This window comes from Streptomyces winkii, assembly GCF_032248595.1.
In the GTDB taxonomy this organism is placed as follows: domain Bacteria; phylum Actinomycetota; class Actinomycetes; order Streptomycetales; family Streptomycetaceae; genus Streptomyces; species Streptomyces winkii.
The window spans coordinates 571726-597883 of the sequence record NZ_JASTTH010000005.1 but is presented as its reverse complement, the minus strand read 5'-3'; the positions used below and the strand labels follow the sequence as shown (position 1 = coordinate 597883).

The window sequence follows — 26158 nt, the reverse complement described above, 5'->3', positions numbered from 1 at the left end:
CCCGTACTCCGTCAGACGCGGGGGAAGCGGGCCCGCAGGGTCCACACGGCCGGGTTGTCGCCGAGGCCCTCGTGCATGTCGGTCAGGTCCGCGAGGAGATCGTGGAGGAAGTCGCGCGCCTCGCGGCGCAGCACCGTATGCGGGAACGTGAGCGGCGCCTCGCCCTCCGCCGACCAGTCGGCGGTGATGTCCACCCAGCCGAACCGCCGCTCGAAGCGCATCCGTTCGGTGCTCTCGGTGAAGTCGATCTCCGCGTGCTGCGGGCCGGCGGCGCGGCTGCCGCGCTGGTCCGCGTCGATCAGTTCGGCCGTGTCGCACAGCGCCCACGCGAAGTCGAGGACGGGCAACCATCCCCAGGCTGTGGACAGTTCGCGATCTGTCTCCGTGTCCGCGAGGTAGACGTCCCCGCTGAACAGGTCGTGGCGCAGGGCCCGTACGTCCGCGGTGCGGTAGTCCGTCTGCGGTGGGTCGGGGAAGCGCCGGGAGAGCGAGTAGCCGATGTCGAGCACCGGCCGATCGTGTCACGGCGGGGGTCCGCCGCCCGCGCCGCGTGTGGGCCCGCGAGCATCCACGAGCGCCCGCGGACACGCCGAGGGCGGTGCTCCCGTTCTGGCGAGCACCGCCCTCGACCTGTGTGCACGCGGGAACGCCGACGCCGCGGCAGGCGGCGCTCGACGTGATGCGACGCGTACGTAGGTCAGACGTTGACCCCGAAGTCCTGGGCGATGCCCACGAGTCCGGAGGCGTAGCCCTGACCGACCGCGCGGAACTTCCACTCCGCGCCGCTGCGGTACAGCTCGCCGAAGACCATGGCGGTCTCCGTGGCGGCGTCCTCGCTCAGGTCGTAGCGAGCGATCTCGGACTGGTTGGCCTGGTTGACGATGCGGATGAAGGCGTTGCGCACCTGGCCGAAGTTCTGGCTGCGGCTCTCGGCGTCGTAGATCGAGACCGGGAAGACGATCTTCTCGACGTCGCCGGGCAGGCCGGCCAGGTTGACGTTGATCTGCTCGTCGTCGCCCTCGCCCTCACCCGTGACGTTGTCACCGGTGTGCACGATGCTCTGGTCCGGGGTGGTCTTGTTGTTGAAGAAGACGAAGTGCTGGTCGGAGTAGACCTTGCCGGCCGGATTGACCGCGATGGCGCTCGCGTCGAGGTCGAAGTCGGTGCCCGTGGTGGTGCGGACGTCCCAGCCGAGGCCGACCGTGACGGCGGTCAGGCCCGGTGCCTCCTTGGTCAGGGAGACGTTGCCGCCCTTGGACAGGCTTACAGCCATGGGGATGCCCTTCCGTTTGGTGAGTCCGATGCGAATCGGTTGGATATGCGGTTGGTGGAAGTCGCCGGGTCGGCTTGTTCCTACCTCTGCACAACGCAGCCCGTCCACGGGTGGGTTCCAGGTGGGCGCGGGAAAAAGGCGGTGGCCCGGATGTGCCCGTGCGGCGACCATGGAGGACATGTCCCCGTCCCCTTATGTCATCCGCGGATCGGTTTCGTTGCCCGAGGCCGAGCTGGTATGGCGTTTCATGCGCTCTTCGGGGCCGGGCGGGCAGCACGTGAACACCAGCGACACCAGGGTCGAGCTCCGCTTCGACCTGGCGGCCACCGAGGCGCTGCCCGAGGTGTGGAAGGAGCGCGCGCTGGAGCGGCTCGCGGGCGCGGGCAGGCTCGTGGGCGGCGGCGTCCTGGTCGTACGGGCCGGGGAGCACCGCTCCCAGTGGCGGAACCGGGAGGCGGCAGGCGTCCGCATGGCCGCGCTGCTCGCTGAGGCGACGGCACCGCCGCCGCGCCCGCGCCGCAAGAAGAAGGTGCCGCGCGGCGTCCACGAGCGGAGGCTTCGCCAGAAGAAGCAGCGCGGCGACATCAAGCGCGGACGCTCGGGACGCGACTGGTCGTGACCAGCGGCTCCGACCAGCGCCCGCCGCCCGTCCTGTCAGGAACCGTGCTTCGACAGCGAGTGATAGCGCCCCCGGAAGTACGTGAGCGGGCCGCTGTCCGGGGCGTGCGGCAGCCCCGCCGCCAGCACCCGCCCGATGACGAGGGTGTGATCGCCCGCCCGTACACGCTGCTCGGTCCGGCACTCGACGGTCGCCAGCGCCCCGTCCACCAGCGGCGCTTCCGACGCCTCGCCACGGGTGTGCGGGAGCTCGCGGAAGAGGAGTCTGTCGCTCAGCCGTCCCTTCATCGCGAAGCGGCCGGCCGTCTGGCGCTGGTTCTCCGTGAGCAGGGAGGCGGCCCAGAGGGGACGGCGCTCCAGCAGCTCGTCCATGCGCGACCCGTCGCGGACGCTGACCATGACCAGCGGCGGTTCGAGCGAGACGGACATGAAGGCGGTGGCGGTCATGCCGACGTCCGCGCCCTCCGGGCCGTCGTCGGGGTCGTACGCCGTCACCAGCACCACACCGGCCGCGAGTCTCGCCATGGCCGCCCGGAACTCGTCCTCGCTCACCCCGCCAGCATGGGGCATCGGGGCGTCCGGCGCCGGGCTCGTCTGCTGCTGCACTGCGTGTGACACGTCAAAAACGCTAGCCGCTGCCGCTCGTCCGCCGCATCGGCCCCCGGGACCAGGACCTGGGACCCATGAGCCGGAGGAGCCGTATCGCACGCTCTTGTGACCAGATCGTGCCTCTCGGGTGTACGGGAGAAGGATTATGAGTGATGACTCTGTGACCAGGGCAAGTGTCGCCGGAACGCCAAGATCCGCCGCGGATGCGGGAGTTGGGGCGTGCGGCGCCGGCAAATCAGGGGCGCGAAAAGGGGCGCATTCGCCGTACTACGCTCCGGTAAGGCCGTACTGTCTCATGACCGGTCATTCGGTCGACGGCGTCGGCCGAGGTCCGGGACGCATGCCCGTTCATACGGAGAGGAGTCAACGGGCTGCGTACAGTTGTGACTTGAGTCACAGCGGGCAATAATTGTTGACCCTGTGTACCTGGCGCGCAGCTCGCTGTGATTCAGTGGCCGTGGCGGTCGGACAATGACGTCCCGCGAACACCTGGAGTTGACGACGAGGCTCAGGGGGAGGGCGATGGAAACCGAGTCGGAGCCCTACGTCCGCCTTGCCAGTCTGCGTCAACTGCACCTCGTCGTGGCCCAGTTGAGCACTGCCCGCAGCCTCGCCGACACCCTTCAGACCGTCGCCGACGGCGTGGTCGAGGGCCTGGGCTTCGAGATCGCGGCCGTCAACCTCGTACGTCCGGAGGGCGACCTCGTCGTGGCCGCCGTCGCGGGCAGCCAGGGCGCCGAGGCGATGATGGCGGGCCGGGTCGGCTCGCGCGCCTCGTGGGACCGGCGGCTGTCGATGGGGGAGGCGTGGGGCAACCTGCGCTTCATTCCGTACACCGAGGGCTGGGTCCTCGACGACGACGACGTCCCGCAGTGGCACTCCGCGGGCCCAGCGCCGCAGAGCCCCGACGACTGGCACCCCATGGACCGGCTGTTCGCGCCGCTGTACGCGTCCGACAGCGAGCTGCTCGGCGTGCTGTCGGTGGACAGGCCACGCAACGGGCGGCGGCCCGGCGCCTGGGGCCGCGAGGCGCTCCAGCTGTACTCGTCACAGGCCGCGATCGCCCTGAGCAACGCGCGGCTGCGCTCCAACATGCAGCGGGCGCTGGTGCGTCTGGAGCGGGAGCAGTCGGCGCTGCGCGCGAGCGAGGAGAGCTTCCGGCAGGCGTTCGAGTACGCGCCGAGCGGGATGGCCGTCGCGGAGATGGGCGGCGACCAGCACGGGCGGCTGATCCGCATCAACGACGCGCTGTGCAGGCTCCTGGGGCGGCCCGCCTCGGCCATGCGGCGCTACTCCTTCTCCGACATCGTCCACCCCGAGGACATCGGCACCCTGCTGCGCACGTCCGCGGAGGGCGGCCGGGCCGAGCTGCGTCTGGCGCGGCGCGACGGCTCGTACGTATGGGTCTCGCTCCGCAACTCGGTGGTGGCCGACACCGCGGACGGCCCGCGCTTCCTGCTGACCCACGTCGAGGACATCGAGGACCGCAAGCGCCACGAACTCCAGCTCGCCCACCGCGCGAGCCACGACTCCCTGACCGGCCTGCCCAACAGCGCCGAGCTGCGGGCGCGTCTCAACTCGCGGCTGTGCGCCCGCCCGCTCCCGACGATCTCCGGGGTGATGCACACGGATCTCAACGGGAACGGAAACGGGAACGGCGACGGGGAAGGCTTCGCCTCCGGGCTCCAGTTCGACGACGCGGGCTCGGGAGTCCTCGCGTCCACGGGCATGTACGACCCGCACCACACGCACGCGGTGCCGCCGACCGGCACGGTGCAGGGTGAGAAAGGTCTCGCCGTCCTCTTCTGCGACCTGGACGGCTTCAAGTCGATCAACGACCGCTTCGGGCACAACTGCGGCGACGCCGTCCTCGTCGAGGTCGCCCGCAGGCTCTCGGCCGGGGTGCGGGACAACGACACCGTAGCCCGCATGGGAGGCGACGAGTTCGTGGTGCTCACGGACGGCGTCGGCCCGGCGGAGGCGCAGGACCTCGCGGTCCGCCTGCGGAACGCGATCATTCCGCCGATCCGCGTGGACGGCCGTGCCGTGCGCGTGGGCGCGAGCTTCGGCATCGGCTGGGCGGGGTGCGGGATGACCGCCGAGGAGGTCCTGCAATCGGCCGACCAGCGCATGTACGTCGAGAAGCGGTCCCGCTCGAAGGGGCAGCGGCGCGCGGGCTAGATCGCGGGCCGGCTCGTGCCCTGCGACGGCGCCATGGGATTTCCGTACCGGCGGTCGCCTCACGCGCGGGCCCTGGTCTCCGCGTCGGACGGCCGCCCGTTTTGGCGTCGGGCGGCCACTCCGCCCAGGAATCCCGCACGAACGCGCCTCCGCGAACCCCGTAGCGAACCCGCCGTCGCCGTGCGGCATCTCCCCCTCCCGGCCATTGCGCGATCATTCAGCGTTGGCGTAGCCCTCACCCTGGAGAGGTAGGCTCGGCCGGATACGTGACGCAGTTGGGAGTGACAGGGGATGACCGCCGAGAACGACGGCACCGGTGCGACGCCGGAAGGCGACGACCCGTTCGCCTACCTCTATCGCCACGAGGGCGGTGAGGGCTCGCCGGCCCCTCAGGGCGGTGGCGGCCCCAGGCGCTCGTACAACCAGGTCCGCGCGGTCGGCGAGCGCCAGTACGGCGGATACGGCGGCCAGTTCGGGCAGTACGGCGGCGCCGGCACCCAGGAGACCGCCTCCTACGGGGCGCAGCAGCCCAACGCGCACTACGCCGCGCCCGAGACGATGCCCGGCGGGCGCACCGCCGCTCAGCAGCACACGGGCGCAATCGGAGGCGGCTACGGCGGAGGCCACGGTTCCGGTGGCGGACGCAGCCGCAACGGCCTGCTCATAGGCGCGCTGGCCGTCGTCGCCGCCGTCGTGATCGGCATAGGCGCGGCCATCTACTTCAACAACGACAGCGGGGAGCAGGCCCAGAACAGCGGTGCCGCCTCGGCCGGCGCGGGCGGCGACAAGGGCGGGCAGCAGAAGCCCGGCGCGAGCACGCCGCGCAAGGGCAAGCAGATCGGCAAGAAGCAGGACGCCGCCGCCTTCCAGCTCGCGGGCGGCGCGGCTGCCGCCAGCGACGTCCCGGGTGCCGAAGGCAGCGGCGGCTCGTACGTCGGCGGGATGAACGCCACGGGCGCCTCGGCGACATGGACGGCCGGCAACGTGCCGAAGGCCGGGGCGTACACGCTCTACGTGCGCTACGGGGTCCCGGGCAAGGACGCGAACGCGACGCTCTCCGTCAACGGGCAGCCGAGTTCCCAGCCGTTGAACATGTCCAACTTCGGCCAGGCCGAGGAGGGCGACTGGGAGAAGGGCTGGACCCGTACCTATGCCTACGTCGACCTGAAGCAGGGGACCAACACCTTCAAGATCTCCTGCGAAGAGGGCAACAACTGCGAGTTCAACCTCGACCAGGTCTGGCTGAAGGCGGGCAAGATCCGTTGAATCGCGCCGATCGGCGATCGCCGATCGGCGCCTGCCGTCGCCCGCTCAGCCGGGCGCGGTCTCCCCGCTCTCCTCGACCGTCACCTGCGACAGCAGATCCGCGTGGAGCTCTTCGTCGAACTCCCCTGCCGTGGGCGCCCGTACGGTCGCCGCGGACAGTGCCACCGCGCGCGCCAGCCTGTCGGGCCAGGGCAGCTCCTCGACCATCCCGGACAGCAGCCCCGCCACCGCGGAGTCCCCGGCTCCGGTGGGGTTGCCCGTGAGCGAGCGGGGCGGGCCCGCCTGCCACATGCCGTCCGGGGTCACCAGCAGCATGCCCTCGGGCCCGAGCGACGCGGCCACCGAGTGGGCCCCGCGGCGCTGGGCCGCCCGCGCGGCGCGCAGCGGCTCCGTCGTCCCGGTGATCCCGGCGAGCTCCACGGCGTTGGGCTTGACGAGGTCGGGGCGTGCGGCGAGCCCGCGGCGCAGCGGTTCGCCGCTGGTGTCGAGCACGACGGGCACTCCGGCGGCGTGCGCCTCCCGGGTCAGCTGTGCGTACGCGCCCACGGGCACGCCCGGCGGCAGGCTGCCGCACAGCGCGACGGCCTCGACGCCCTCGCCGTCCCCGTCCCCGTTCACGCCCCCGTCCCGCAGCAGCCGCGCGTAGGTGTCCTGGAACGCGGACCACTCCTCGGGTGAGATGTGCGGGCCGGGCTCGTTGAACTGGGTCGAGCCGCCGCCCGACTCGTCGACGACGCCGACCGTGCGGCGGGTGCTGCCGCTGGTCGGCACGAGCTCGTCGGTGATGTTCCGCTCCCGCGCGAGCAGTTCGCGCAGCTCCGATCCCGTGAGGCCGCCCGCGAAGCCGGTGGCGACTGTCCCATGGCCGAGCGCGGCGAGCACGCGTGCCACGTTGAGCCCTTTGCCGCCCGGGCGCTGCACCACCTCGCGCACCTGGTGCGAGCCGTGCACGTCGATGCGGGGCACCCGGTAGGTCAGGTCGAGGGCGGTGTTGAGCGTGACCGTCAGGATCACGGGAGACCACTCCAGGGGGGACGGGGCGGGGACGCGCGTAGAGGTGTGAGACGACAACCGCCCGAGCGATCATGCCATTTGATCTTCGACGTCGCGACCCCTACGGGCGGAGCCGCCGCGCCCCGGCGGTCCGCCGCACGTACCGGGGGTCACCCCGCCTCGGGCCGCACCGTCCAGCCGCCCCGGCGCATCACGCCCGCCACCTCGAACGCGGCGTCCAGCACCACGAGATCGGCGTACTTGCCGGGCTCCAGCGAGCCCGTACGGTCGTCGACTCCGAGCAGCCTCGCCGGATTGAGCGACAGGGCGCGCACGGTGTCCTCGACCGTGAGCCCGTCGACGGTCACGGCACGGCGGAACGCCTCGTCGAGGGTGAGCGTCGATCCGGCGATCGAGCCGCCCTCGGTGAGTCTGGCCACGCCGTCGCGCACCTCGACCTCCAGCGGCCCGAGGGGATAGCGCCCGTCGCCCATGCCGGCGGCGCCCATAGCGTCGGTGATGAAGGCGACGCGGCCGGCGCCGGCCCGGTGGAAGGCCAACTCCAGTACGGCGGGGTGGAGATGAGTGCCGTCGTTGATCAGCTCGACGGTGATCCGCTCGTCCTCCAGCAGGGCGGCGACGGGCCCGGGCGCGCGGTGGCCGAGCGTGGGCATGGCGTTGAAGAGATGGGTGGCGACCCGGGCACCGGCCTCGACGGCCTCCGCTGTCGCGTCGTACGTCGAGTCGGTGTGGCCGATCGCCGCGATCACGCCGCTGTCGGCGAGCATCCTCACCGAGTCGAGCCCGCCGGGGAGTTCGGGGGCGAGCGTCATCATTCTCGCCGTGCCGCGCGCGGCGTCGACGAGCTTGCGCACGTCGGACGGATCGGGGTCGCGCAGGAGCTCCGGGTCGTGCGCGCCGCAGCGGTGCGGGGAGATGAACGGGCCCTCGAAGTGGATGCCCGCCAGATCCCCCTGCTCTACCAACTCGCTGAGCGCGGCGGCCTGTTGGGCAAGGTCTGCGAGTTCGCCGGTGACCGTCGAGGCGACCATGGTGGTCGTGCCGTGTTGCCTGTGTGTGCCGACGACGGCGAGGGCCTCCTCGGGCGTGCCCGCGGAGAAGGACGCACCGCCGCCGCCGTGCACGTGCATGTCGACGAAGCCTGGCACGATCAAGTGCCCGCTCAGATCGAGCGCGTTCGCCGCTCCGGCGGTCTCGGCGGCAGTCTCTGCGGGGGTCCCGCGCACCGCGTCCCCTCGTACGATCCCGGAGATCAGCTCTCCCTCGACGGTCAGCGTGGCGTCCTCTGCCACCCCGCCGGGCAGCACCACCCGGGCACCGGTCAGCACGGTGCGCTCGTTCGTCGCCTTCGTCGGGCTCATCGGCTCGCAACCTCCGCGGAGAGTAGGTCCCGGGCGAGAAGTCCCGCGCCCAGGCAGCCCGCGGCGTCCCCCAGCGCCGCCGGGACGATCGTGGGGAGCCGCTGGAAGGTGACGCGTTCGCGCACCGCCTCCCGCAGCGGTACGAACAGGATGTCTCCGGCCTCGGCCAGCCCTCCGCCGATGATCACCGTGCGCGGGTCGAGGAGCGTGAGAGCCGTGACGAGACCGGCGGCGAGCGCGTCGACGGCGTCCCGCCAGACGGCGATCGCGCGCTCGTCGCCCGCGCGGACCGCTCTCGCGGCGTCCGCCGCCGTGGCCGAGCTGTCGCCGCTCGCGGCGGCCCAGGCGCGTCCCACGGCGGAGGCCGAGGCGAGCGCCTCCAGGCAGCCCCGCTGCCCGCATCCGCACTCCGGCCCGTCAGGCCGCACCACGACGTGGCCGATCTCGCCCGCGCCGCCGTGCGCGCCCGGCTCGACCCGGCCGTCCATTCCGATGGCCCCGGCGATGCCCGTGCCCAGCGCCATGAAGAAGAACCTGTCCACGCCCTCGCCCGCGCCGATGGCGCCCTCGGCGAGGCCGCCCGTACGCACGTCGTGTCCGAGCGCGACCGGGATGCCGCCCAGCCGCGCGGCCAGCAGCGCGCGCAGCGGCACGTCGCTCCAGCCGAGGTTCGCGGCGTACACGGCCGTGCCGGAGGCCTCGTCGAGGATGCCGGGAACGGCGACGCCTGCGGCGAGCGGTTCGGTGCCGAACTGCTCGACGCCGTAAGCGCGAAGCTCCGCCGCGAAGTCGAGGATTCCCTCGACGACCGCGTCCGGGCCCTCCTCGCGGCGGGTGCCGCGCCGCGACTCGTACAGCAGCTCGTTGCCGGCCCCTTCCGAACCGGCGCGGTCGGCTCCGCCTCCTTCTGCTCTCTCCTGGCCGACGAGCGCGGCCTTGATGCCGGTGCCGCCCACGTCGAGGGCGATGACGTACTCCGGATTCCGTGGACTCGTGCTCACGGGGATCAGTCTCCCGCGTCACCGTGGAACAGGTCTAGTCCACTTCTGCCATCTGTTTCGGCTCCGTCGGCCGTGGCGGGCGGCGGACTGTCCTGATCTGGTACGGAGAACTGCCCCGTCGGTGCTCTTGGCGGCACGTACCGGATGAAACGGGAGGGGCGTTGCGAAGGTGATGTTGCAGATGGCCTAGACCTTCGAGCGTGGTCGGTGGACACTCCTGTCCTGTACACGTCCGGACGGACCGGATGCGGGGGTGGAGGGAGCACGGACGTGCCGTGCTCATGGGTTGAGGAGTGAATGCCGTGGAGAGGCGCAGGTTCCTCGGTCTGGCGGCGGCGACGGGTGCGGCGGCGGGCGGTGCGCTCTCGGCCGCGGGCTGCGGCACCGGGGTGGGAACGCAGAGCACGGCCCTCAAGGTGGTGGCGGCGGACTACGGCGATCCGGGCCGCGGCGACGGCTCGCAGGACTACTGGGACACCCTCGTCCGCGCCTTCCGCGACAAGCACCCCGGCATCGCCGTCGACGTAGAGATCCACGGCTGGAAGGACGTCGACAAGAGGGTCGCCGCGATGGTCGCCGCGGGCCGCCCGCCGGACGTCGCGCAGATCGGCGCGTACGCCGACTTCGCCGCACAGCACCGGCTCTACAGCGCACGCGAGGTGCTCTCCATACCCGTGCAGGCCGACTTCCTGCCCGCGCTCGCGGAGGCCGGCGAAGTGCGGCGCGTGCAGTACGGAATGCCCTTCGTCGCCAGCACCCGCCTGCTCTTCTACAACAAGACGCTGTTCGCCGCGGCCGGGCTCGACCCGGGCGCACCGCCGAGGACCTGGGGCCAACTGGCCCACGCCGCCGAGCGGTTGAAGGCCGCCGGCGTGAAGATCCCGTACGGGCTGCCGCTGGGTCCCGAAGAGGCCCCCGCCGAGGCGCTGATGTGGATCCTCAGCGGCGGCGGCTCGTACACGGACAAGGTCGGCAACTACACGATCGACGCCGCCGCGAACATCAAGACGTTCGACTGGCTGCGGAACAGGCTCGTACGGCGGAAGCTGACCAACCGCGACCCGGGCGGCACCGACCGGCGGGAGCTCTTCGACGCCTTCGCGCGCGGCGAGGTCGGCATGCTCAACGGCCATCCGACGCTGCTGAAGGAGGTGCGGCGCAAGGGCGTGAAGTACGGCACCGCCGTTCCGCCGGGCGCCGACGGCCCTTCGGACGGCACCCTCGGCGTGGCGGACTGGGTGATGGCGTTCAGGGAGAACGGCAGACGCGAAGAGGTGGGCCGCTTCCTCGACTTCGTCTTCAGCGAGAAGAACCACTACGCCTTCGCCGACCGTTACGACCTGCTGCCGGTGACCACGTCCGCGAACGAGCGGATGCGCACGCACGCCGGCCACAAGCCCCTGCGGCGGTTCCAGGACGAGCTCACGAGCGCCGAGTTCTATCCGGTGGGCAAGGTCTCCTGGGCGCAGGTGAGCGCGGAGATCAAGAGGAACATCGGCAAGGCGGTAGGCGAGCACGCCGACCCCGCGAACGTACTCGCCGCGATCCAACGCCGCGCGGAGGCACGGGACTCGGCGGTACAGGAGCAGTGAGCCGCGCCTCGGCCCGGGCTCTCCCGGCCCCGTCTCGCTCCGGTTCTGCGGAGCGGGCCGGGCGGTAGGTTGGACGGATGAGCGACGAGGAACGGGATGCGGGCGGGGAGGAGACGCCGGACGCACCGGGTGCGCCGCCGTCGGGGCTCTCCGGGCTCTCCGAGCGCGACATGTCCGTGCTCGCCGTCGAGCGGCGCGGCTGGTCCGGGCCCGGCGCGAAGGAGCGCGCCATCCGCGAGCAGTTGGACATGTCGCCGACCCGCTACTACCAGCTCCTCAACGCCCTCCTCGACGATCCGCGGGCCCTCGCCCACGACCCGGTGACCGTCAACCGGCTGCGCCGCCGCCGCGAGGCCCAACGGGCCCGCCGCTGACCGCAGTCGGCGACGATCGGCGGCCGGCCCGCAGTTCTAGGATCGGCGCCATGACTGCTTCGGAGCCCACCATCGTGGCCACCTCGGGCGGGCACCGCACCGGAAGCCGCAGCAGGGTGCTCTTCGACGCACTCGTGCACCACGCCGTAGAGCTGTCGGGCGCGCACGGCCGCCGTCCCCGGGTGCTGTACGTCGGCACGGCGATCGGCGACGCCGAGCACTTCGCCGCGCGCATGGCCGAGGCCGCACGCGTGGCCGGGTTCGACCTGACGCCGCTGAACCTCTTCCCGATGCCCAACGTCGAGGATGTCGAGGGCACGGTCCTCGACCAGGACGTCGTATGGGTCATGGGCGGCTCGGTCGCCAACCTCCTGGCCGTCTGGCGCGTGCACGGCCTGGACCGCGTCCTGCGCCGCGCATGGGAGGCGGGCGTCGTGCTCAGCGGCGTGAGCGCCGGGTCGATCTGCTGGTTCCGGGGCGGCGTCACCGACTCCTTCGGTCCCGAACTCCGGCCGCTCACAGATGCGTTGGGCCTCCTGCCGTACGGAAACGGCGTGCACTACGACAGCGATCCGGGCCGCCGCCCCCTCGTGCACCGGCTCGTCGCCGACGGCACGCTCCCCACCACGCACTGCACGGACGACGGAGTGGGCCTCGTCTACCGCGGGACCCGGCTGGCAGAGGCCGTCACGGAGATCCCCGGCAAGGCCGCCTACACCGTCGTACGGGACGGCGGAACGGCCGTCGAGGAGCGCATCGAGCCGCGCGGGCTGCCGCCCGTCGAACGGTAGGGTCGCGGCATGGCCGACGTACCGACACCCCGTACCGACGCGGGCCGGGAAGGGCTCGCCGCGATCGTCTCGGAGCCGGAGCGCGCCGTCGTGGCACTCGACTTCGACGGCACCATCGCCCCGATCGTCGCCGACCCCGACGACGCCCGCGCCCACCCCGGCGCCGTTCCGGTGCTCTCCCGTCTCGCGCCGCGCCTGTGCGCGGTCGCGGTCGTCACCGGGCGCCCGGCGGAGGCGGCCGTGCGCAATGGCGGCCTCGCGAACGCCGAGGGCCTGGAGCATCTCACCGTGCTGGGCGCGTACGGCGCGGAGCGCTGGGACGCGGCCACCGGACGGCTCACCTCGGCACCGCCGCCCCCGGGCGTCGCCGCCGTACGGGCCGAACTGCCTGGAATCCTGGAGGACTTGGGCGCCCCGCCCGGGACCTGGTCCGAGGACAAGGGCCGGGCGCTGGCCGTACACACCCGTCGCACGGACGACCCCGCGGCGGCCTTCGAACTGCTGCGCGCGCCGCTCCACGCGCTCGCCGAGCGGCACGGCCTGGTCGTCGAACCGGGGCGCATGGTGCTGGAGTTGCGCGCACCCGGTGTCGACAAGGGCGCGGCGCTGACCGAGTACCTTCGCGAAGTCGGCGCCGGTGCGGTGCTGTACGGGGGCGACGACCTGGGCGACCTGGCCGCCTTCGCGGCGGTGGAGAAGCTGCGCGGCGAAGGGGTGCCCGGACTTCTGGTGTGCAGCGGCGGCGGCGAGACGGGCGAGTCCGTGCCCGAGATCGCCGGCCGCGCGGACATCGTCGTCGACGGCCCGGCCGGCCTCGTCCGGCTGCTGGACGGCCTCGCCGACATGGTGACCCAGTGGCGGGGCGACGTGCCCTAGCGAGGCGCTGCGGCGGGTTCGGTCACGCGGCGCCTTCGATGTACTCGAAGACCGCGCCGTCGGGGTGGCGGGCGATGAGCCGTCGCCCGTTGGGCGCGGGCGACGGCCCTTCGAGGATCCGCCCGCCGGCCCGCTCGACGTCGCTCGTCACCGGCTCCGGGTCACGTACGAGGAGCGTGGCCACCCGGTCCCGGTAGGCCGCGGTGTCGCCGCTGAGCAGAAGGAACGGCCCGACGCGTGCCAACCGCACGTCGCCGAACCGGAATCGAGCGGGCTCGGGCCCGCCGGCCAGGCTCCTGTACAGCGGAAGGGCGGCATCGAGATCGTCGACGAAGACGCGGGCGAGGACGCCGATGACGTTCGACATGGCAAGCACAACCACACGGGCACGGGGCCTGTGCCCGGCCGGGCGGCCGTGGCCGCGGGTAGCCGCTCCGGCGGCGTGCGGTGTGCCGCGTACTCGCCGCCGAGCGGCTGCACGAAGCCCGCGGGCGGCTTGTGGAGGTTGAGTTGCGGCCGCGCGACGAGTTCGCCTCGTCGCAGTCCGACGCGGCGGGTGGACGGACCGCCGCAGCCCGGTAGCGGACAGCCTGCCTGCCAGTCACGGACGGCTGTCGTCGCGCGGATCTCGGATGCGCAACGGCGGTGCTCCGGTCGCGCCGGGATGGGCTGCCCGAACTGGCGAGGCCCCCCCGCGCCGCGGGCTGTTGGCTGCGGAGCCCGCCCGGCGAAGCCGGGGAAGGCGGAGCCGCCGCCGCACAAGCCGTACCCCGGGGCGCGCAGCGCGCCTACTCCGCGCGCAGCGCGTGGAGTTGGTCGAGGAACCAGCGTGTCGGAGGGGTTGCCGTGGCTGCCGTCGCCAGGTGCTTGGTGTGCTCCGCGCGCCGGCCGTGGTCCATGCTCAGCGCCTCGTGGAGCGCGCGGGCCGTGTCCGCGACGTCGTACGGATTGACCACGAACGCGTCGCTGCCCAGCTCCGCGTACGCGCCCGCCTCCCGCGAGAGGACCAGCGCGCAGCCGTCGTCGGAGACGACCGGGATCTCCTTGGCGACGAGGTTCATGCCGTCCCGGATCGGATTGACCAGCGCGACGTCCGCCAGCCGGTACGCCGCGAGCGAGCGCGCGAAGTCGTCCTTGAGGAAGAGCACGACCGGCGTCCAACTCTCCGTCCCGTATGTGGAGTTGATCTCGGCGGCGACGCGCGAGACCTCGCTCATGTAGTCGCGGTAGACCGCCAGGTCCTGCCGGGAGGGGTAGGCGAGGGCGAGGTGCACGACGCGCCCGCGCCACTCGGGACGGTCGGCGAGCAGACGGCCGTACGCGTGCAGCCCGCGGACGATGTTCTTGGAGAGCTCGGTGCGGTCGACCCGTACGACCGTGCGGCGCGGCCGCCCGTCCTCGTCGCTGCCGATCTCCTCGCGCAGCAGGGCGATTCGCTCCTCGACGTCCTCACGCCCGGCCCGCTCCCGGAGGAACTCCGCGTCCGCGCCCAGTCCGTGGACGCCGAGGCGCGTCCGGCGGCCGTCGAGCTCGATCTCCAGCTCGCCCGTCGACTCGTCCTCGGCGACGGCGGCGCCCAGCACGGCGACGCAGCAGTCCGCGAAGCCCCGCGCCCAGCGGCGGGTGAGGAACGCGGCGCGGTCGGCGCCCAGCATTCCGCGGAGGACCTGCTCCGCGACGGCGTCGGGCAGCATCCGGTAGTAGTCCGGCGGCGCCCACGGCGTGTGCGAGAAGTGCCCGATGCGCAGATCGGGGCGGCGCTCGCGGAGCATCCCGGGCACCAGCGTCAGGTGGTAGTCCTGCACAAGCACGGTCGCACCCTCGGCGGCGTCCTCGGCGAGGGCGTCCGCGAAGGCCGCGTTGTAGCGCTCGTACGACGCCCACTGCCGCTCGAACTCCGCGTCGAAGGACGGCTCCAGGGGCGTCTGGTAGAGCATGTGATGGACGAACCAGAGCACGGAGTTGGCGATGCCGTTGTAGGCGTCGGCGAAGACCTCCTCGGGGATGTCCAGCATCCGTACGGACTGGCCGCCGGTGTCCTCCCTGTTCAGCCGCCCGCCCGTGCGGCGCACGGCCTCGCGGTCGCCGTCGCCGAGGGCCGCGCACACCCAGACCGCTTCGCCACGGCTGGACGGGGCACCGCCGGAGCCCTCCCCTGCCTGCGCCGGGGAGGCCCCGTGCGCGATGGCCGAGAGCCCCGAGACGAGGCCGCCGCCCCCGCGCTTCGCGGAGAGCGAGCCTCCTCCGGAGACCGAGTAGGAGACGGGACCCCTGTTCGACGCGACCAGTACGTCCGCCTGGGCCTGCTGGGAAGCGCGTTCGACGACCATGGCCCGAGCTTAGCCGCGCCCCGATCCACGCAAACGTGACGCGCCTCGCGCCCGGCGGCGCGCCGGAGCCGGTGTCGGCAGGGCCGGTACGCCCGTGCTCCGGGACCGGGGACCTCCGTTCCGCCTCACGCCCTCGTCCCCCGCGCCGCGCGAGGCGGGGCGGGGTGCCCCGGACATCCCGGACGCCAAGATCCTCGCGCGAGGCGGGAGTTGGCGAGACGGAGCGTGCGCCGCCCGGCCCGGTCCCAGGCGCGCCCAGAAGATCTACGCCGCCCGGCGCTCCGCGTACTCCTCGATCTCCCGCATCGGCGGACGCTCCACCGTGTCCACCGCGTGGCTGCGCGGCGCGAACCCGCCCGGGGCCGACGCCTCCCGCTCGAACTGCGTGAGCGTGGGACGTACGAGCGCCGGACGGGCCAGGCGTCCGCCCCGCGCCAGGCGGAGCTGCGCGGTGTGGTGGATGGCCGCCGCCATGCGGCCCAGCGCCTGCCCGTCCTGGTGCCGGTGGCGCCGCACGCCGACGTCGACCTGGGCGAGCGCGTCGAGGCCCGCCGTGTGCAACGAGTCGATGAGCAGGCCGAGTTCGACGCCGTAGCCGACGGGGAAGGGCAGCTGCTCCAGCAGCGTGCGGCGCGCCGCGTACTCGCCGCCGAGCGGCTGTACGAAGCCCGCGAGGCGCGGCCAGTGGAGGTTGAGCAGCGGCCGCGCGACGAGTTCCGTGACCCGGCCGCCACCGGCCGGATCGTCGCCGAACGGCCGGTCGTACATCGCCTTGACCAGCCGCAGCTGCGGATCGGTGAGCAGCGGGCCGACGACGCCCGAGACGAAGTCGGCGGAGAAGTCCTCCAGGTCGGCGTCGACGAAGCAGACGATGTCGGAGCTCGTCGCCAGCAGCGACCGCCACAGCACCTCGCCCTTGCCCGGCAGCGCGGGCAGCCGTGGCAGCACCTCGTCGCGGTGGACGACCTTGGCGCCCGCGCCCGCGGCGACCGCGGCCGTAGCGTCGGTCGAGCCGGAGTCCAGCACCACCAGCTCGTCCACGAGCGCGGTGGAGGCGCCGGCCGCCGACTCCATCAGCTCGCGCCGGATCACCGAGACGATCCCGCCGACGGTCCGCTCCTCGTTCAGCGCGGGCAGTACGACGGCGACTCTCGCGCCCGTGGCCCGCTTGGCCGCGAGCAGCCGGCTGAGGGGACGGTCGGCGCACGAGAAGGACCGGCGCTCCAGCCACTGCTCGACTTCCTCCAGCACGCAGCCACTCCCTGTGATCCATCTCGCGGTACGGACGCCTGTCTCAACGGGCAGGCCTGTCGGTTACAGTCTTGAACAACGTGGAAGGCGATCGCATGCCGGGTCCGGCCCGGCCGTCGAAGGCCGTCCGCGACAACTTCACACCGCTCATCCAGAGGGGCAGAGGGAACGGCCCGTTGAAGCCCCGGCAACCCTCCGGCCGGTCTCGCACCCAGCGACATGACATGCGCGAGGCTCCCGGCTCGGGAAGGTGCCAATTCCGTCTCGTGGCGAGATACGTCACGGGGAAGATGAGGAGAAAGGGCCTCGCCGAATCATGGCTGTTCAAGCTGCCGCCAGCACCACCGTCGATCCGCTCGGCGCCGGAGCCGGCACACTCGGCCCCGCCGCCGCGCTCTCCTGTCGCGAATGCGGCGAGCGCACCCCGCTCGGCCCGGTCTTCGCGTGTGAGGCCTGTTTCGGGCCGCTGGAGATCGCGTACGAGTTCCCCGGCGGCGGTGCCTCAGGGGCCGACGCCCTGCGCAGGCGCATCGAAGGCGGCCCGGACAACATCTGGCGGTACGCGCCGCTGCTGCCGGTCCCGGCCGACGTGGCCGAGAAGCCCAACATCAACCCCGGCTTCACCAAGCTCGTCCAGGCGGACCGGCTCGCGCGCGAGCTCGGCGTCACCGGCTCCCTGCACATCAAGGACGACTCCGGCAACCCGACGCACTCCTTCAAGGACCGCGTCGTCGCCATTGCCGTCGAGGCCGCCCGGGCCTTCGGCTTCACCACGCTCTCCTGCTCCTCGACGGGCAACCTCGCGGGCGCGGTCGGCGCCGCCGCCGCCCGCGCCGGCCTGCGCTCGTGCGTGTTCATCCCGCACGACCTGGAGCAGGGCAAGGTCGTCATGGCGGCGGTCTACGGGGGCGAACTCGTCGGCATCGAGGGCACTTACGACGACGTGAACCGGTTCTGCTCCGAGCTGATCGGCGACCCGGCGGGCGAGGGCTGGGGCTTCGTCAACGTCAACCTCCGCCCGTACTACGCCGAGGGCTCCAAGACCCTCGCGTACGAGATCTGCGAACAGCTCGGCTGGCGCCTGCCCGATCAGCTCGTGGTCCCCATCGCGTCCGGCTCGCAGCTCACGAAGATCGACAAGGGGCTGAAGGAGCTGATCGCGCTCGGCCTGGTCGAGGAGAAGCCGTACAAGATCTTCGGCGCGCAGGCGGAGGGCTGCTCACCGGTCTCCCGCGCCTTCAAGGACGGGCACGACGTCGTACGTCCCGTCCGCCCGGACACCATCGCCAAGTCGCTGGCCATCGGCAATCCGGCCGACGGCCCGTATGTGCTGGACATCGCGCGCCGTACGGGCGGCGCGGTGGAGGATGTCGACGACCCGCGGATCGTCGATGCGATCAAGCTGCTGGCGCGGACCGAGGGGATCTTCGCCGAGACGGCGGGCGGGGTCACCGTCGGCGTCACGAAGAAGCTGATCGAGGAGGGGAGGCTCGACCCGACCCTCACCACCGTCGTCCTCAACACGGGCGACGGCCTGAAGACCCTGGACGCGGTCGCTCCCACCACCGGGCCGACCGCCGTCATCCGTCCCACCCTGGACTCCTTCCGAGAGGCTGGTCTCGCATCATGAGCGTGAACGTCCGTATCCCGACCATCCTGCGCACCTACACCGGGGGGCAGGCGGAGGTGAGCGCCGAGGGCGCGACGCTCTCCGAGGTGCTGGCCGATCTGGAGAAGAACCACACCGGCATCGGTGCGCGCGTGCTGGACGACTCGGGCAAGCTGCGGCGCTTCGTCAACGTCTACGTCAACGACGACGACGTGCGCTTCGAGCAGGGTCTGGAGACCCCGACCCCGGACGGCGCGGGCGTCTCGATCATTCCCGCGGTCGCGGGCGGCTGCTGAGGTCTCGGGCCTGCTGCTGTCTCGTGAGAGGTCCGTGAAGGCCCCTTGCGTGCGGCTCGGGTCCGCTTACGGTCGAACCGCCTCCTCCGGAGAACGTGAAGAATCGGAGGGGGCGGTTCCGCGTGTGGGGACGCGATAGGGTTGCGGACAATCCCACCCCAGTGAGTCACCCGGCGCGTGCCGGGAGCATATGAGAACGCGACAAGTTGTGCCCGGAATCGGGGCGGCAATTGTCGTGTTGGTGCGCTATGCCCGGCCTCGCTTGCCCCGCTTCCTCGGGGATTGCGGGCTTTTGGGCCCCGTTTCGATGCTCAGAATTCTCGTCTTCGTGACCTGTTGCAGAGGGCGTCCGTACAGATACATTCAGCCGCGGTCGACGCGTTCCGGCGTACGCCCCCGCATGCCTGCGGGGGGCCGCGCCGGAGGTGAGGTCTGACCCGGGTTCGTGAAGTGCGGGCTCGTGCAAGGGCCAGTAATAGGGGAGTTAGGGATGGCTCAGGGCACCGTCAAGTGGTTCAACGCGGAGAAGGGATACGGCTTCATCGCGGTCGACGGTGGTGCGGACGTATTCGTCCACTACAGCGCGATTCAGATGGACGGCTACCGCACCCTGGACGAAGGACAGCGGGTCGAGTTCGAGATCTCGCAGGGTCAGAAGGGGCCGCAGGCGGACATGGTCCGTGTGACTGCCTGAGCACCCGCAGCACTGCGCAGAACTGCACCAGCCGTACAACAGCCGTACAACAGCCGTACGAGGGGCCGTACTCCACAGAGGAGTACGGCCCCTCTGTGCTGCCCGGTCTGTGCTGTCTGTGCTGCCCGGCGTCGACGCCCCTCCCCCGTGAGCCCCCCGTCGCCCTCTTCGGGTGCCGCTGCTTGCGTCCGTCCCCGCCCCGTGTGATGTCCTGAGGGCGCTTGCACTCGCAGGGGTCGAGTGCTAATCATTGCGTTAGCACTCTACGAGTGAGAGTGACAGTCAAGGACCGGGTCGGTGAGGCTCGTTCGCCGGGTGGAGCAAGGAACCACGCGGCTTCCGGGCCGTCCGTCGCGGGCGCCAGCGCGGTCCGGTATACCCGTCCCCTGGTTGTTCAGGGGGATCCCCAGTCCGGGAGGGACCACTTCACATGGCCAAGATCATCGCGTTCGACGAGGAGGCGCGGCGCGGCCTCGAGCGCGGGATGAACCAGCTCGCTGACGCCGTCAAGGTCACGCTCGGCCCGAAGGGCCGGAATGTCGTGCTGGAGAAGAAGTGGGGCGCCCCCACGATCACCAACGACGGTGTCTCCATCGCCAAGGAGATCGAGCTCGAGGGCGAGTACGAGAAGATCGGCGCCGAGCTCGTCAAGGAGGTCGCCAAGAAGACGGACGACGTCGCCGGTGACGGCACGACGACCGCGACCGTCCTCGCCCAGGCGCTCGTCAGGGAGGGCCTGCGCAACGTCGCCGCGGGCGCCAACCCGATGGCGCTCAAGCGCGGGATCGAGCGGGCGACCGAGGCCGTCTCCGCCGCCCTGCTGGAGCAGGCGAAGGACGTGGAGACCAAGGAGCAGATCGCCTCCACGGCCTCCATCTCCGCCGGCGACCCGCAGATCGGCGAGCTCATCGCCGAGGCGATGGACAAGGTCGGCAAGGAAGGCGTCATCACCGTCGAGGAGTCGCAGACCTTCGGGCTCGAGCTGGAGCTCACCGAGGGCATGCGCTTCGACAAGGGCTACATCTCCGCGTACTTCGCCACCGACATGGAGCGCATGGAGGCGGAGCTCGAGGACCCGTACATCCTCATCGTCAACTCCAAGGTCAGCAACGTGAAGGACCTCCTTCCGCTGCTGGAGAAGGTCATGCAGTCGGGCAAGCCGCTGCTGATCATCGCCGAGGACGTCGAGGGCGAAGCGCTCTCCACGCTCGTCGTGAACAAGATCCGCGGCACCTTCAAGTCCGTCGCCGTCAAGGCGCCGGGCTTCGGCGACCGGCGCAAGGCCATGCTCGGTGACATCGCCATCCTCACCGGCGGCACCGTCATCTCCGAGGAGGTCGGCCTCAAGCTGGAGAACGCCGGTCTGGAACTGCTGGGCCGCGCACGCAAGGTCGTCATCACCAAGGACGAGACGACGATCGTCGACGGTGCGGGCGAGAGCGACCAGGTCGCCGGCCGCGTCGCGCAGATCCGCGCCGAGATCGACAACTCCGACTCGGACTACGACCGCGAGAAGCTCCAGGAGCGTCTGGCGAAGCTGGCCGGCGGCGTCGCCGTCATCAAGGCCGGTGCCGCCACCGAGGTCGAGCTCAAGGAGCGCAAGCACCGCATCGAGGACGCGGTGCGCAACGCCAAGGCGGCCGTCGAGGAGGGCATCGTCGCCGGCGGTGGCGTGGCCCTCATCCAGGCGTCCAGCGTCTTCGAGAAGCTGGAGCTCGAAGGCGACGAGGCCACCGGCGCGCAGGCCGTCAAGCTCGCGCTGGAGGCGCCGCTCAAGCAGATCGCGGTCAACGCCGGCCTCGAGGGCGGCGTCGTGACGGAGAAGGTGCGCAACCTCAAGGCGGGTCACGGCCTCAACGCCGCCACCGGCGAGTACGTCGACATGCTGGCCGAGGGCATCAACGACCCGGCGAAGGTGACGCGTTCCGCGCTTCAGAACGCCGCCTCCATCGCGGCGCTCTTCCTGACGACGGAGGCCGTCATCGCCGACAAGCCGGAGAAGGCGGCCGCCGGTGCGGGCGACCCGACCGGTGGCATGGGCGGTGGCATGGACTTCTGACCGCGCGTCGGTCGGAAGCCCGTAGCCTCCCGGCACGGATACGGACCGAGGGCGGCATCCCGGAAGGGGTGCCGCCCTCGGCGTGCCTCAGCACCCGCGCACGCGGCCTACACCCGCGCTCCGTTGTCGTGCGGTGAGCGTCGCGTCTTGACGCGTGCGGGCCGCGGCGGGCGGCCGGCCGGGCGGGACGGCGTACTCGTACGGCCCTCGAACTCGACGGCGAGGGGCGCACCGACGAAGAGCGACGAGTACGAGCCCACCGAGATCCCGATCAGCAGGGCCAGCGCGAAGTCGCCGAGCGAGTCTCCGCCCAGCACCGCGAGCGCGGCGATGATGAACAGCGCGCCCATGCCGGTGTTGAGGGTGCGCGGGACCGTCTGCACGACCGCCCTGTTGACCACGCTCCGGAAGGAACTCCTCGGTTCCCCGTGCACGCGGCCCTGCCCCTTCCCGTGCCCCTGCCATTCGGAGCGGACCCGGTCGAAGATGACGACGGAGTCGTTGACCGAGTAGCCGATGACGGTCAGCAGCGCCGCGAGGAAAACACCGTCCACCGGCTTCCCCAGCCATGCGAACGCGCCGATGAGGATCACCGCGTCGTGGACGAGGGAGAGCACCGCCGACGCCCCGAACGTCCAGCGGAACCTGAAGGCCAGATAGAGCAGTTGGGCACCGAGTGCGACTCCCAGCGCGATCAGGGCGTGCTGCCGCAGCTCGTCGCCGAGGCTCGGCCCGAACAGCTCGTCGCGCACCTTCCCGGTGTCGCCGCCGAGGTCCGCGAGCGTCGAACGGACCGTCTCCTCCTGCCCGTCGGTGAGCTGCTCGGAGCGCACCGTGATCTCGTGACCGCCGGACGTGCCGTCGCCGCCCCCGGAGCCCTGTACGACGGCGTCCGGCAGACCCGCGTCGGCGAGAGCCGAACGCGCGGCCTCGGGATCGACGGCCTGACTCGTCGAGTACTCCACGAGCCGTCCACCGCTGAACTCGACGCCGAAGTCCAGCCCGCGCAGGACGATTCCGCCCACCGCGAGCACGACCGCCGCGGCCGAGACCGCCAGCCAGGTCCTGCCGTGCCGCATCCAGTCGGGATTGCGCTTCGTCAGCCGGGTGCGTACGCGCCCGAGCCCTGCCAGGCCCGTGATCCGCGGATGCGCCCGCACCGTACGGCGGTTCACGGTGAAGTCGACCAGCACCCTCGTGACGACGAGGGCACTGATCATCGAGGCGAGCACGCCGATGGAGAGGGTGACGCCGAAGCCGCGCACGGGTCCCGAGGCGAGCGTGAACAGCAGCAGGGCGGCGAGGAGCGTCGTGACGTTGGAGTCGACGATCGCCCCGAACGCGCCGCGGAAGCCCTTGGCCGAGGCGGTGCGCAGGCTTCTGCCCCGCCCGTACGCGTACTCCTCGCGAGCGCGCTCGAAGACCAGGACGTTGGCGTCGACGGCCATGCCGATCGCGAGGACGAAGCCCGCCAGCCCCGGCAGCGTGAGCGTCGCCCCGAACGCCAGCAGCGCGGCGTACGCGATCAGCCCGTAGCACAGCAGGCCCACCGCGGTGAGCGCGCCGAGCAGCCGGTAGACGCAGACGATGAAGCCGGACGTGAGCAGGACGCCGATCACGGCCGCCCATGTGCTCGCCTTGATCGCCTCGGCGCCCAGGGTCGGCCCCACGGTGTGCTGTTCGATCACCTCGACCGGGACGGGCAGAGCGCCGCCCTCGATCAGAGTGGCCAGCTCCTTCGCCTCCCCCTCGGTGAAGTCCCCGGTGATCTGCGTGTTCCCCCCGGTGATCCCGTGGCCGCACGAGACGGACGGGTCGACCTGCGGCGAGGAGATGACCTTCTCGTCCAGCACGATCGCCACGCGCCGCTGCGGGTCGCCGGCCGGGGAGCAGGCGGCCTTGCCCGTCAGGTCGGCCCACCGGTCCTCGCCCTTGTCGCGGAAGCCGAGGTCGACGAACCAGCCGGAGCCCCGCTGGGGGTCGACGGAGGCTCTCGCCGACTCCACCTCGATGCCGGTCATGGCGGTGCCGCCGAGCCGGACCGGGCGGCCGGACTCGTCGGTGGACGGGCCGTCCTTGCCGTTCTTCGTGGACTGACCGTGCTTGCTTTCCTTGCCGTTCTTGCCGGTTGCGGGGTCCCGCTCGTCCCGGTCCGGGACGCCCTTCACCGGATGGAACGTGAGCTGGGCCGTGCGGCCGAGGACCTCGGCGGCCTCCTTCGGATCCTGGAGGCCGGGGAGTTCGACGATGATGCGGTTGTCGCCGGACCGTACGAGGCCCGGTTCGGAGACTCCGAGCGCGTCCACGCGCTGGCGAAGTACCTCCATCGTGTCGTCCGTCGCGGACGGCGTCGCTTTCGTGGTTTCGGAGTCGCGGGACTCCAGGACGATCTGGGTTCCGCCTCGCAGATCGATGCCGAGGCGGGGTTGCTTGGTCATGGCGAGGACCGCGGCGAGGGCCATTACGGCAAGCGCGATCACCGCCCGCACCTTGGTGGCGCGAGTCATGGTGTGCCTCCTACACAGGCAGGACGAAGGCACCGGCGTGCGTCGGCTGTTGAGCCGCGTGCCGAACCGCGTGCTGAACCGCCAGTCGAGCCGCGCGGTCGCCTCAGGCGCTCAGGGGCTGAGGCGCCGAGGCAGGCAGGGGCTCAACTGCTCAGGGGCTCGGTTGCTCGGGCTCGCACGGCTGACGCCCCGCGCGGCCGTCTGGCCGGGCAGGCTGCCGGGTGCCGGATGTCAGGTCTCAGATGCCTGTGCGGCCGGGGGAGCGCGCCCGTGACGCGGTGACCTGTGAGTGAGGTGCTCGGCGGAGAGCTGCGGCCGCTCCGGCAGTACGGAGCCGCGCCGGGGCTCCGGGCCGTACTGCTCGACCGCGGGAAGCAGCGGGAGCGGAGCCTGAGTTGCGGCGTGCGCCGGATGAGAGATCGCGCCCTGGAGATGCTGCGGAGGGTCCTGGTGGTGCGTGGCGGCGGACTGGCTCTGGACGGGGCCGCCGTGCAGGTCCGGCTGGTGCGGGGCCACCGCGGAGCCGCCGAACAGGGCGAGCAGCACCGCGAGGAGGATGCCCGCAAGCTGCGCCTGCGAGGGGCGCCGTCGTGCGGACGGCGAGGCGGCGGGCGGAGGCGGCACGAGGGGCGGTGCCGTGCGGCGTACGAGGCGTACCACCGTGCCCTCCTCACCTCTCTCGACGTCCCGGGCCGGGAGGCGCGGACGCCCTACAGCCTGCCCCACGAGCGCCGGTGCTTCAACGGCGGCCCCGCCCCGCGCCCCGCGCCACGAGCGGCGAGGACGGCAGGACGGCAGGACCGGGGTGGGCGTCACGGAGTGCGTGCGGCCCGCCCGGCCCTCAGCAGCGCCGCCAGTACGGAGCCCGCGAGCGCCGCGACGAGCACGCTGAAGGCGATGCCCGCCGCTTGCAGCCCGACGAGGTCCGCGGCCACGCCCACGCCGATCACGGGCAGGGACAGCGCGACGTAGAGCACGACGAAGTACGTCGAGGCGACGTCGGCCCGGCGGGCGACGGGCGCCTCGGCGTTGACGGCGGCCAGCCCCGCGCGGAAGCTCATGCCCTGACCGAGCCCGGCGACCACGCCTCCCGCCACGAGCAACTCGAAGGAGCGGGCGGCGAATCCGGCCGTCAGCAGGGCCATGCCCAGGACGAGCCCCGCACAGCCCAGCGGCAGCGACGCGCTGCCGAACCGTGGCACGAGCACGATCTGGCCGAGGGCCGAGGCCGCGAACACGGCGAAGATCACGCCGCCCGCGAGCGCGAAGCTGCCCATCCCCAGCAGCGTCCCGAGGAAGGACGGCGAGACCGCCGTGAAGAGCCCCAGCACCGCGAACCCCGCGAACCCCGCGATGGCGGCGCGCGCGAAGGTGCCGCGCATCTCGTGCGGCACGCCCGGCCTCGTCACACGCATGCCGGGACGCCGCACGATGCCCTTGACGGGTTCCGGCATGAACCAGACGCCGACGGCCACCGGCAGCAGCAGCGCCAGATCGACCGCGTACGGGACGCGCAGCGGCGCCGGTGCGAGCTCGGCGAGCACACCCGCCAGCAGCGGGCCGCTGCCCAGGCCGCCCATCTGGACCACCGTGGCCACCAGACTGCCCCGCCCGGTCCTGCTCTCCCCCGCGAGGTCCACGAGGGCGGCGGTCGCCGTGCCGGTGAAGATGCCCGCCGACAGGCCGGAGAGCAGCCGTCCGACGAAGAGCAGCTCCAGATTGTGCGCGCCGAGGAAGACCGCCGCGCTGAGCATCGACAGCGCCAGCCCCGGCAACAGGGTCCGGCGGCGGCCGATTTCGTCCGACACATGGCCGACGAGCAGCAGTGCCGCGAGCACGCCCGCCGCGTACGTCGCGAAGACGATGGTGACCATGAGGGTGGAGAAGTCGAGTTCGCGCTGGTAGATGACGTACAGCGGGGTGGGCAGCGTCGTCCCCAGCATGGTCACGGTGAAGGCGGCGGCCACGAGCCAGAACGCCACGCCGCTCGAAGCCGTCCGCCGCCCGCCCGTCCCGGGCCCGTCCGCGCCGCCCACGGTTCCGGTGCCGTCCACCGGACGGTCTCCTGTGCCACCACTCATGCGTCCATGATCCGCTCCGCCGGGGCCGCCGTCACGGCGGTGGTCGGAATCGTCGCTCTGGCAGGGGCGGTTGCGGCCGGGGCGGCCGGGGTGACTCCGGATTGGGGAGGGTCAGGCGTTGGGGGCCTGCACCTCTGACAGGTCGATGTCGACCTGGAACGGAACCGTCACCTTCAACTGGTCGTGGTGTACGCCGGTCGGCGCGTACGTCAGGGTCGCGGGCTCCAACTCGAAGGTGTAGACGACGGCGCGGCCGCCGTCGTTCTCCACTCGCCAGTAGTGGCGGATGCTTGCTGCGGCGTACTTGCGGTGTTTGGTCTCGCGGTCGCATCGTCGTCGACGACTCCAGGTACTCGTACGGTTTCCTCGGGCTTC

General features: G+C 71.9%; 23 protein-coding genes, 1 pseudogene and 1 riboswitch. Of the genes and pseudogenes, 11 read left to right on the top strand and 13 right to left on the bottom strand.

Going from position 1 to position 26158, the window contains the following annotated elements; genetic code table 11:
• Positions 1–11 precede the first annotated feature (11 nt).
• Positions 12–509 carry a hypothetical protein gene (locus QQM67_RS18270; protein ID WP_314174962.1) on the bottom strand — a complete coding sequence of 166 codons (498 nt, stop codon included), beginning with the start codon at positions 507–509 and terminating at the stop codon, positions 12–14.
• A gap of 188 nt (positions 510–697) precedes the next feature.
• Complete coding sequence (locus QQM67_RS18265; RefSeq protein WP_314174961.1) at positions 698–1273, bottom strand: TerD family protein; 576 nt, start codon at positions 1271–1273, stop codon at positions 698–700.
• A 169-nt stretch (positions 1274–1442) separates the two neighbouring features.
• Between QQM67_RS18265 and arfB the strand changes: the two genes are divergently transcribed.
• The gene (gene arfB / locus QQM67_RS18260) at positions 1443–1892 is read left to right on the top strand and encodes an alternative ribosome rescue aminoacyl-tRNA hydrolase ArfB (protein ID WP_314174960.1); all 450 of its coding nucleotides are present in this window, start codon (positions 1443–1445) and stop codon (positions 1890–1892) included.
• A 35-nt stretch (positions 1893–1927) separates the two neighbouring features.
• Here the strand turns inward: arfB and QQM67_RS18255 are convergent, their stop codons facing one another.
• Complete coding sequence (locus QQM67_RS18255; RefSeq protein WP_314175139.1) at positions 1928–2461, bottom strand: flavin reductase family protein; 534 nt, start codon at positions 2459–2461, stop codon at positions 1928–1930.
• Between the two features lie 561 nt (positions 2462–3022).
• Between QQM67_RS18255 and cdgB the strand changes: the two genes are divergently transcribed.
• Both cdgB and QQM67_RS18245 read left to right on the top strand, forming a co-directional pair.
• Positions 3023–4681 carry a diguanylate cyclase CdgB gene (cdgB, locus tag QQM67_RS18250; protein ID WP_314174959.1) on the top strand — a complete coding sequence of 553 codons (1659 nt, stop codon included), beginning with the start codon at positions 3023–3025 and terminating at the stop codon, positions 4679–4681.
• A 291-nt stretch (positions 4682–4972) separates the two neighbouring features.
• A complete protein-coding gene (locus QQM67_RS18245) occupies positions 4973–5947 on the top strand; it encodes a carbohydrate-binding protein (RefSeq protein ID WP_314174958.1) in 975 nt (324 codons plus the stop codon).
• Positions 5948–5992: 45 nt separating this feature from the next.
• Here QQM67_RS18245 and QQM67_RS18240 read toward each other — a convergent pair whose 3' ends face one another.
• From QQM67_RS18240 to QQM67_RS18230, 3 genes are all read right to left on the bottom strand, one after another.
• Positions 5993–6961 (bottom strand): 1-phosphofructokinase family hexose kinase, encoded by a 969-nt coding sequence (locus tag QQM67_RS18240; RefSeq protein WP_314174957.1) that lies wholly within the window; start codon positions 6959–6961, stop codon positions 5993–5995.
• Positions 6962–7110: 149 nt separating this feature from the next.
• Positions 7111–8322: an N-acetylglucosamine-6-phosphate deacetylase gene (nagA, locus tag QQM67_RS18235; RefSeq protein ID WP_314174956.1), complete on the bottom strand. Its 1212-nt coding sequence runs from the start codon at positions 8320–8322 to the stop codon at positions 7111–7113.
• Positions 8319–9323, bottom strand: a complete 1005-nt coding sequence (locus QQM67_RS18230) for an ROK family protein (protein ID WP_314174955.1) — start codon at positions 9321–9323, stop codon at positions 8319–8321. Before QQM67_RS18230 ends, nagA begins: the two co-directional genes overlap by 4 nt.
• A 302-nt stretch (positions 9324–9625) precedes the next feature.
• Here QQM67_RS18230 and QQM67_RS18225 point away from each other — a divergent pair, with 302 nt between their 5' ends.
• The 4 genes from QQM67_RS18225 (at position 9626) to otsB (ending at position 12956) form a co-directional block, all read left to right on the top strand.
• Positions 9626–10915, top strand: a complete 1290-nt coding sequence (locus QQM67_RS18225; protein ID WP_314174954.1) for an ABC transporter substrate-binding protein — start codon at positions 9626–9628, stop codon at positions 10913–10915.
• A 77-nt stretch (positions 10916–10992) separates the two neighbouring features.
• Entirely contained in the window at positions 10993–11289 is a 297-nt protein-coding gene (locus QQM67_RS18220) for a DUF3263 domain-containing protein (RefSeq protein WP_314174953.1), read from the top strand.
• 50 nt (positions 11290–11339) lie between these two features.
• Positions 11340–12080 (top strand): Type 1 glutamine amidotransferase-like domain-containing protein, encoded by a 741-nt coding sequence (locus QQM67_RS18215; protein ID WP_314174952.1) that lies wholly within the window; start codon positions 11340–11342, stop codon positions 12078–12080.
• A gap of 9 nt (positions 12081–12089) precedes the next feature.
• Complete coding sequence (otsB, locus tag QQM67_RS18210) at positions 12090–12956, top strand: trehalose-phosphatase (protein ID WP_314174951.1); 867 nt, start codon at positions 12090–12092, stop codon at positions 12954–12956.
• A 22-nt stretch (positions 12957–12978) separates the two neighbouring features.
• On the opposite strand, the gene QQM67_RS18205 is transcribed toward otsB, so the two are convergent.
• From QQM67_RS18205 to QQM67_RS18195, 3 genes are all read right to left on the bottom strand, one after another.
• Complete coding sequence (locus QQM67_RS18205; RefSeq protein WP_314174950.1) at positions 12979–13323, bottom strand: VOC family protein; 345 nt, start codon at positions 13321–13323, stop codon at positions 12979–12981.
• A 421-nt stretch (positions 13324–13744) separates the two neighbouring features.
• Positions 13745–15286 (bottom strand): alpha,alpha-trehalose-phosphate synthase (UDP-forming), encoded by a 1542-nt coding sequence (locus tag QQM67_RS18200; RefSeq protein ID WP_314174949.1) that lies wholly within the window; start codon positions 15284–15286, stop codon positions 13745–13747.
• Positions 15287–15550: 264 nt separating this feature from the next.
• Positions 15551–16537: a glucosyl-3-phosphoglycerate synthase gene (locus QQM67_RS18195; protein WP_314174948.1), complete on the bottom strand. Its 987-nt coding sequence runs from the start codon at positions 16535–16537 to the stop codon at positions 15551–15553.
• A gap of 144 nt (positions 16538–16681) precedes the next feature.
• A riboswitch (SAM riboswitch) is annotated at positions 16682–16834 on the top strand.
• Positions 16835–16853: 19 nt separating this feature from the next.
• Between QQM67_RS18195 and thrC the strand changes: the two genes are divergently transcribed.
• The 4 genes from thrC (at position 16854) to groL (ending at position 21195) form a co-directional block, all read left to right on the top strand.
• Positions 16854–18167 (top strand): threonine synthase, encoded by a 1314-nt coding sequence (gene thrC / locus QQM67_RS18190; protein WP_314174947.1) that lies wholly within the window; start codon positions 16854–16856, stop codon positions 18165–18167.
• The gene (locus QQM67_RS18185) at positions 18164–18442 is read left to right on the top strand and encodes a MoaD/ThiS family protein (RefSeq protein WP_070013032.1); all 279 of its coding nucleotides are present in this window, start codon (positions 18164–18166) and stop codon (positions 18440–18442) included. Before thrC ends, QQM67_RS18185 begins: the two co-directional genes overlap by 4 nt.
• Positions 18443–18932: 490 nt before the next feature.
• Entirely contained in the window at positions 18933–19136 is a 204-nt protein-coding gene (locus tag QQM67_RS18180; RefSeq protein ID WP_028429801.1) for a cold-shock protein, read from the top strand.
• Between the two features lie 430 nt (positions 19137–19566).
• Positions 19567–21195, top strand: coding sequence for a chaperonin GroEL (gene groL, locus QQM67_RS18175; RefSeq protein WP_314174946.1), 1629 nt, complete (start codon positions 19567–19569; stop codon positions 21193–21195).
• A gap of 107 nt (positions 21196–21302) precedes the next feature.
• Here the strand turns inward: groL and secD are convergent, their stop codons facing one another.
• The 4 genes and pseudogenes from secD to QQM67_RS18155 all read right to left on the bottom strand — a co-directional run.
• A complete protein-coding gene (gene secD / locus QQM67_RS18170) occupies positions 21303–23702 on the bottom strand; it encodes a protein translocase subunit SecD (RefSeq protein WP_314174945.1) in 2400 nt (799 codons plus the stop codon).
• Positions 23703–23933: 231 nt separating this feature from the next.
• Positions 23934–24362 (bottom strand): hypothetical protein, encoded by a 429-nt coding sequence (locus QQM67_RS18165; RefSeq protein WP_314174944.1) that lies wholly within the window; start codon positions 24360–24362, stop codon positions 23934–23936.
• Positions 24363–24514: 152 nt separating this feature from the next.
• Positions 24515–25783 carry an MFS transporter gene (locus tag QQM67_RS18160; protein WP_314174943.1) on the bottom strand — a complete coding sequence of 423 codons (1269 nt, stop codon included), beginning with the start codon at positions 25781–25783 and terminating at the stop codon, positions 24515–24517.
• Between the two features lie 111 nt (positions 25784–25894).
• Positions 25895–26119: pseudogene (locus QQM67_RS18155) on the bottom strand (Uma2 family endonuclease); the annotation flags it as partial.
• Positions 26120–26158 lie beyond the last annotated feature (39 nt).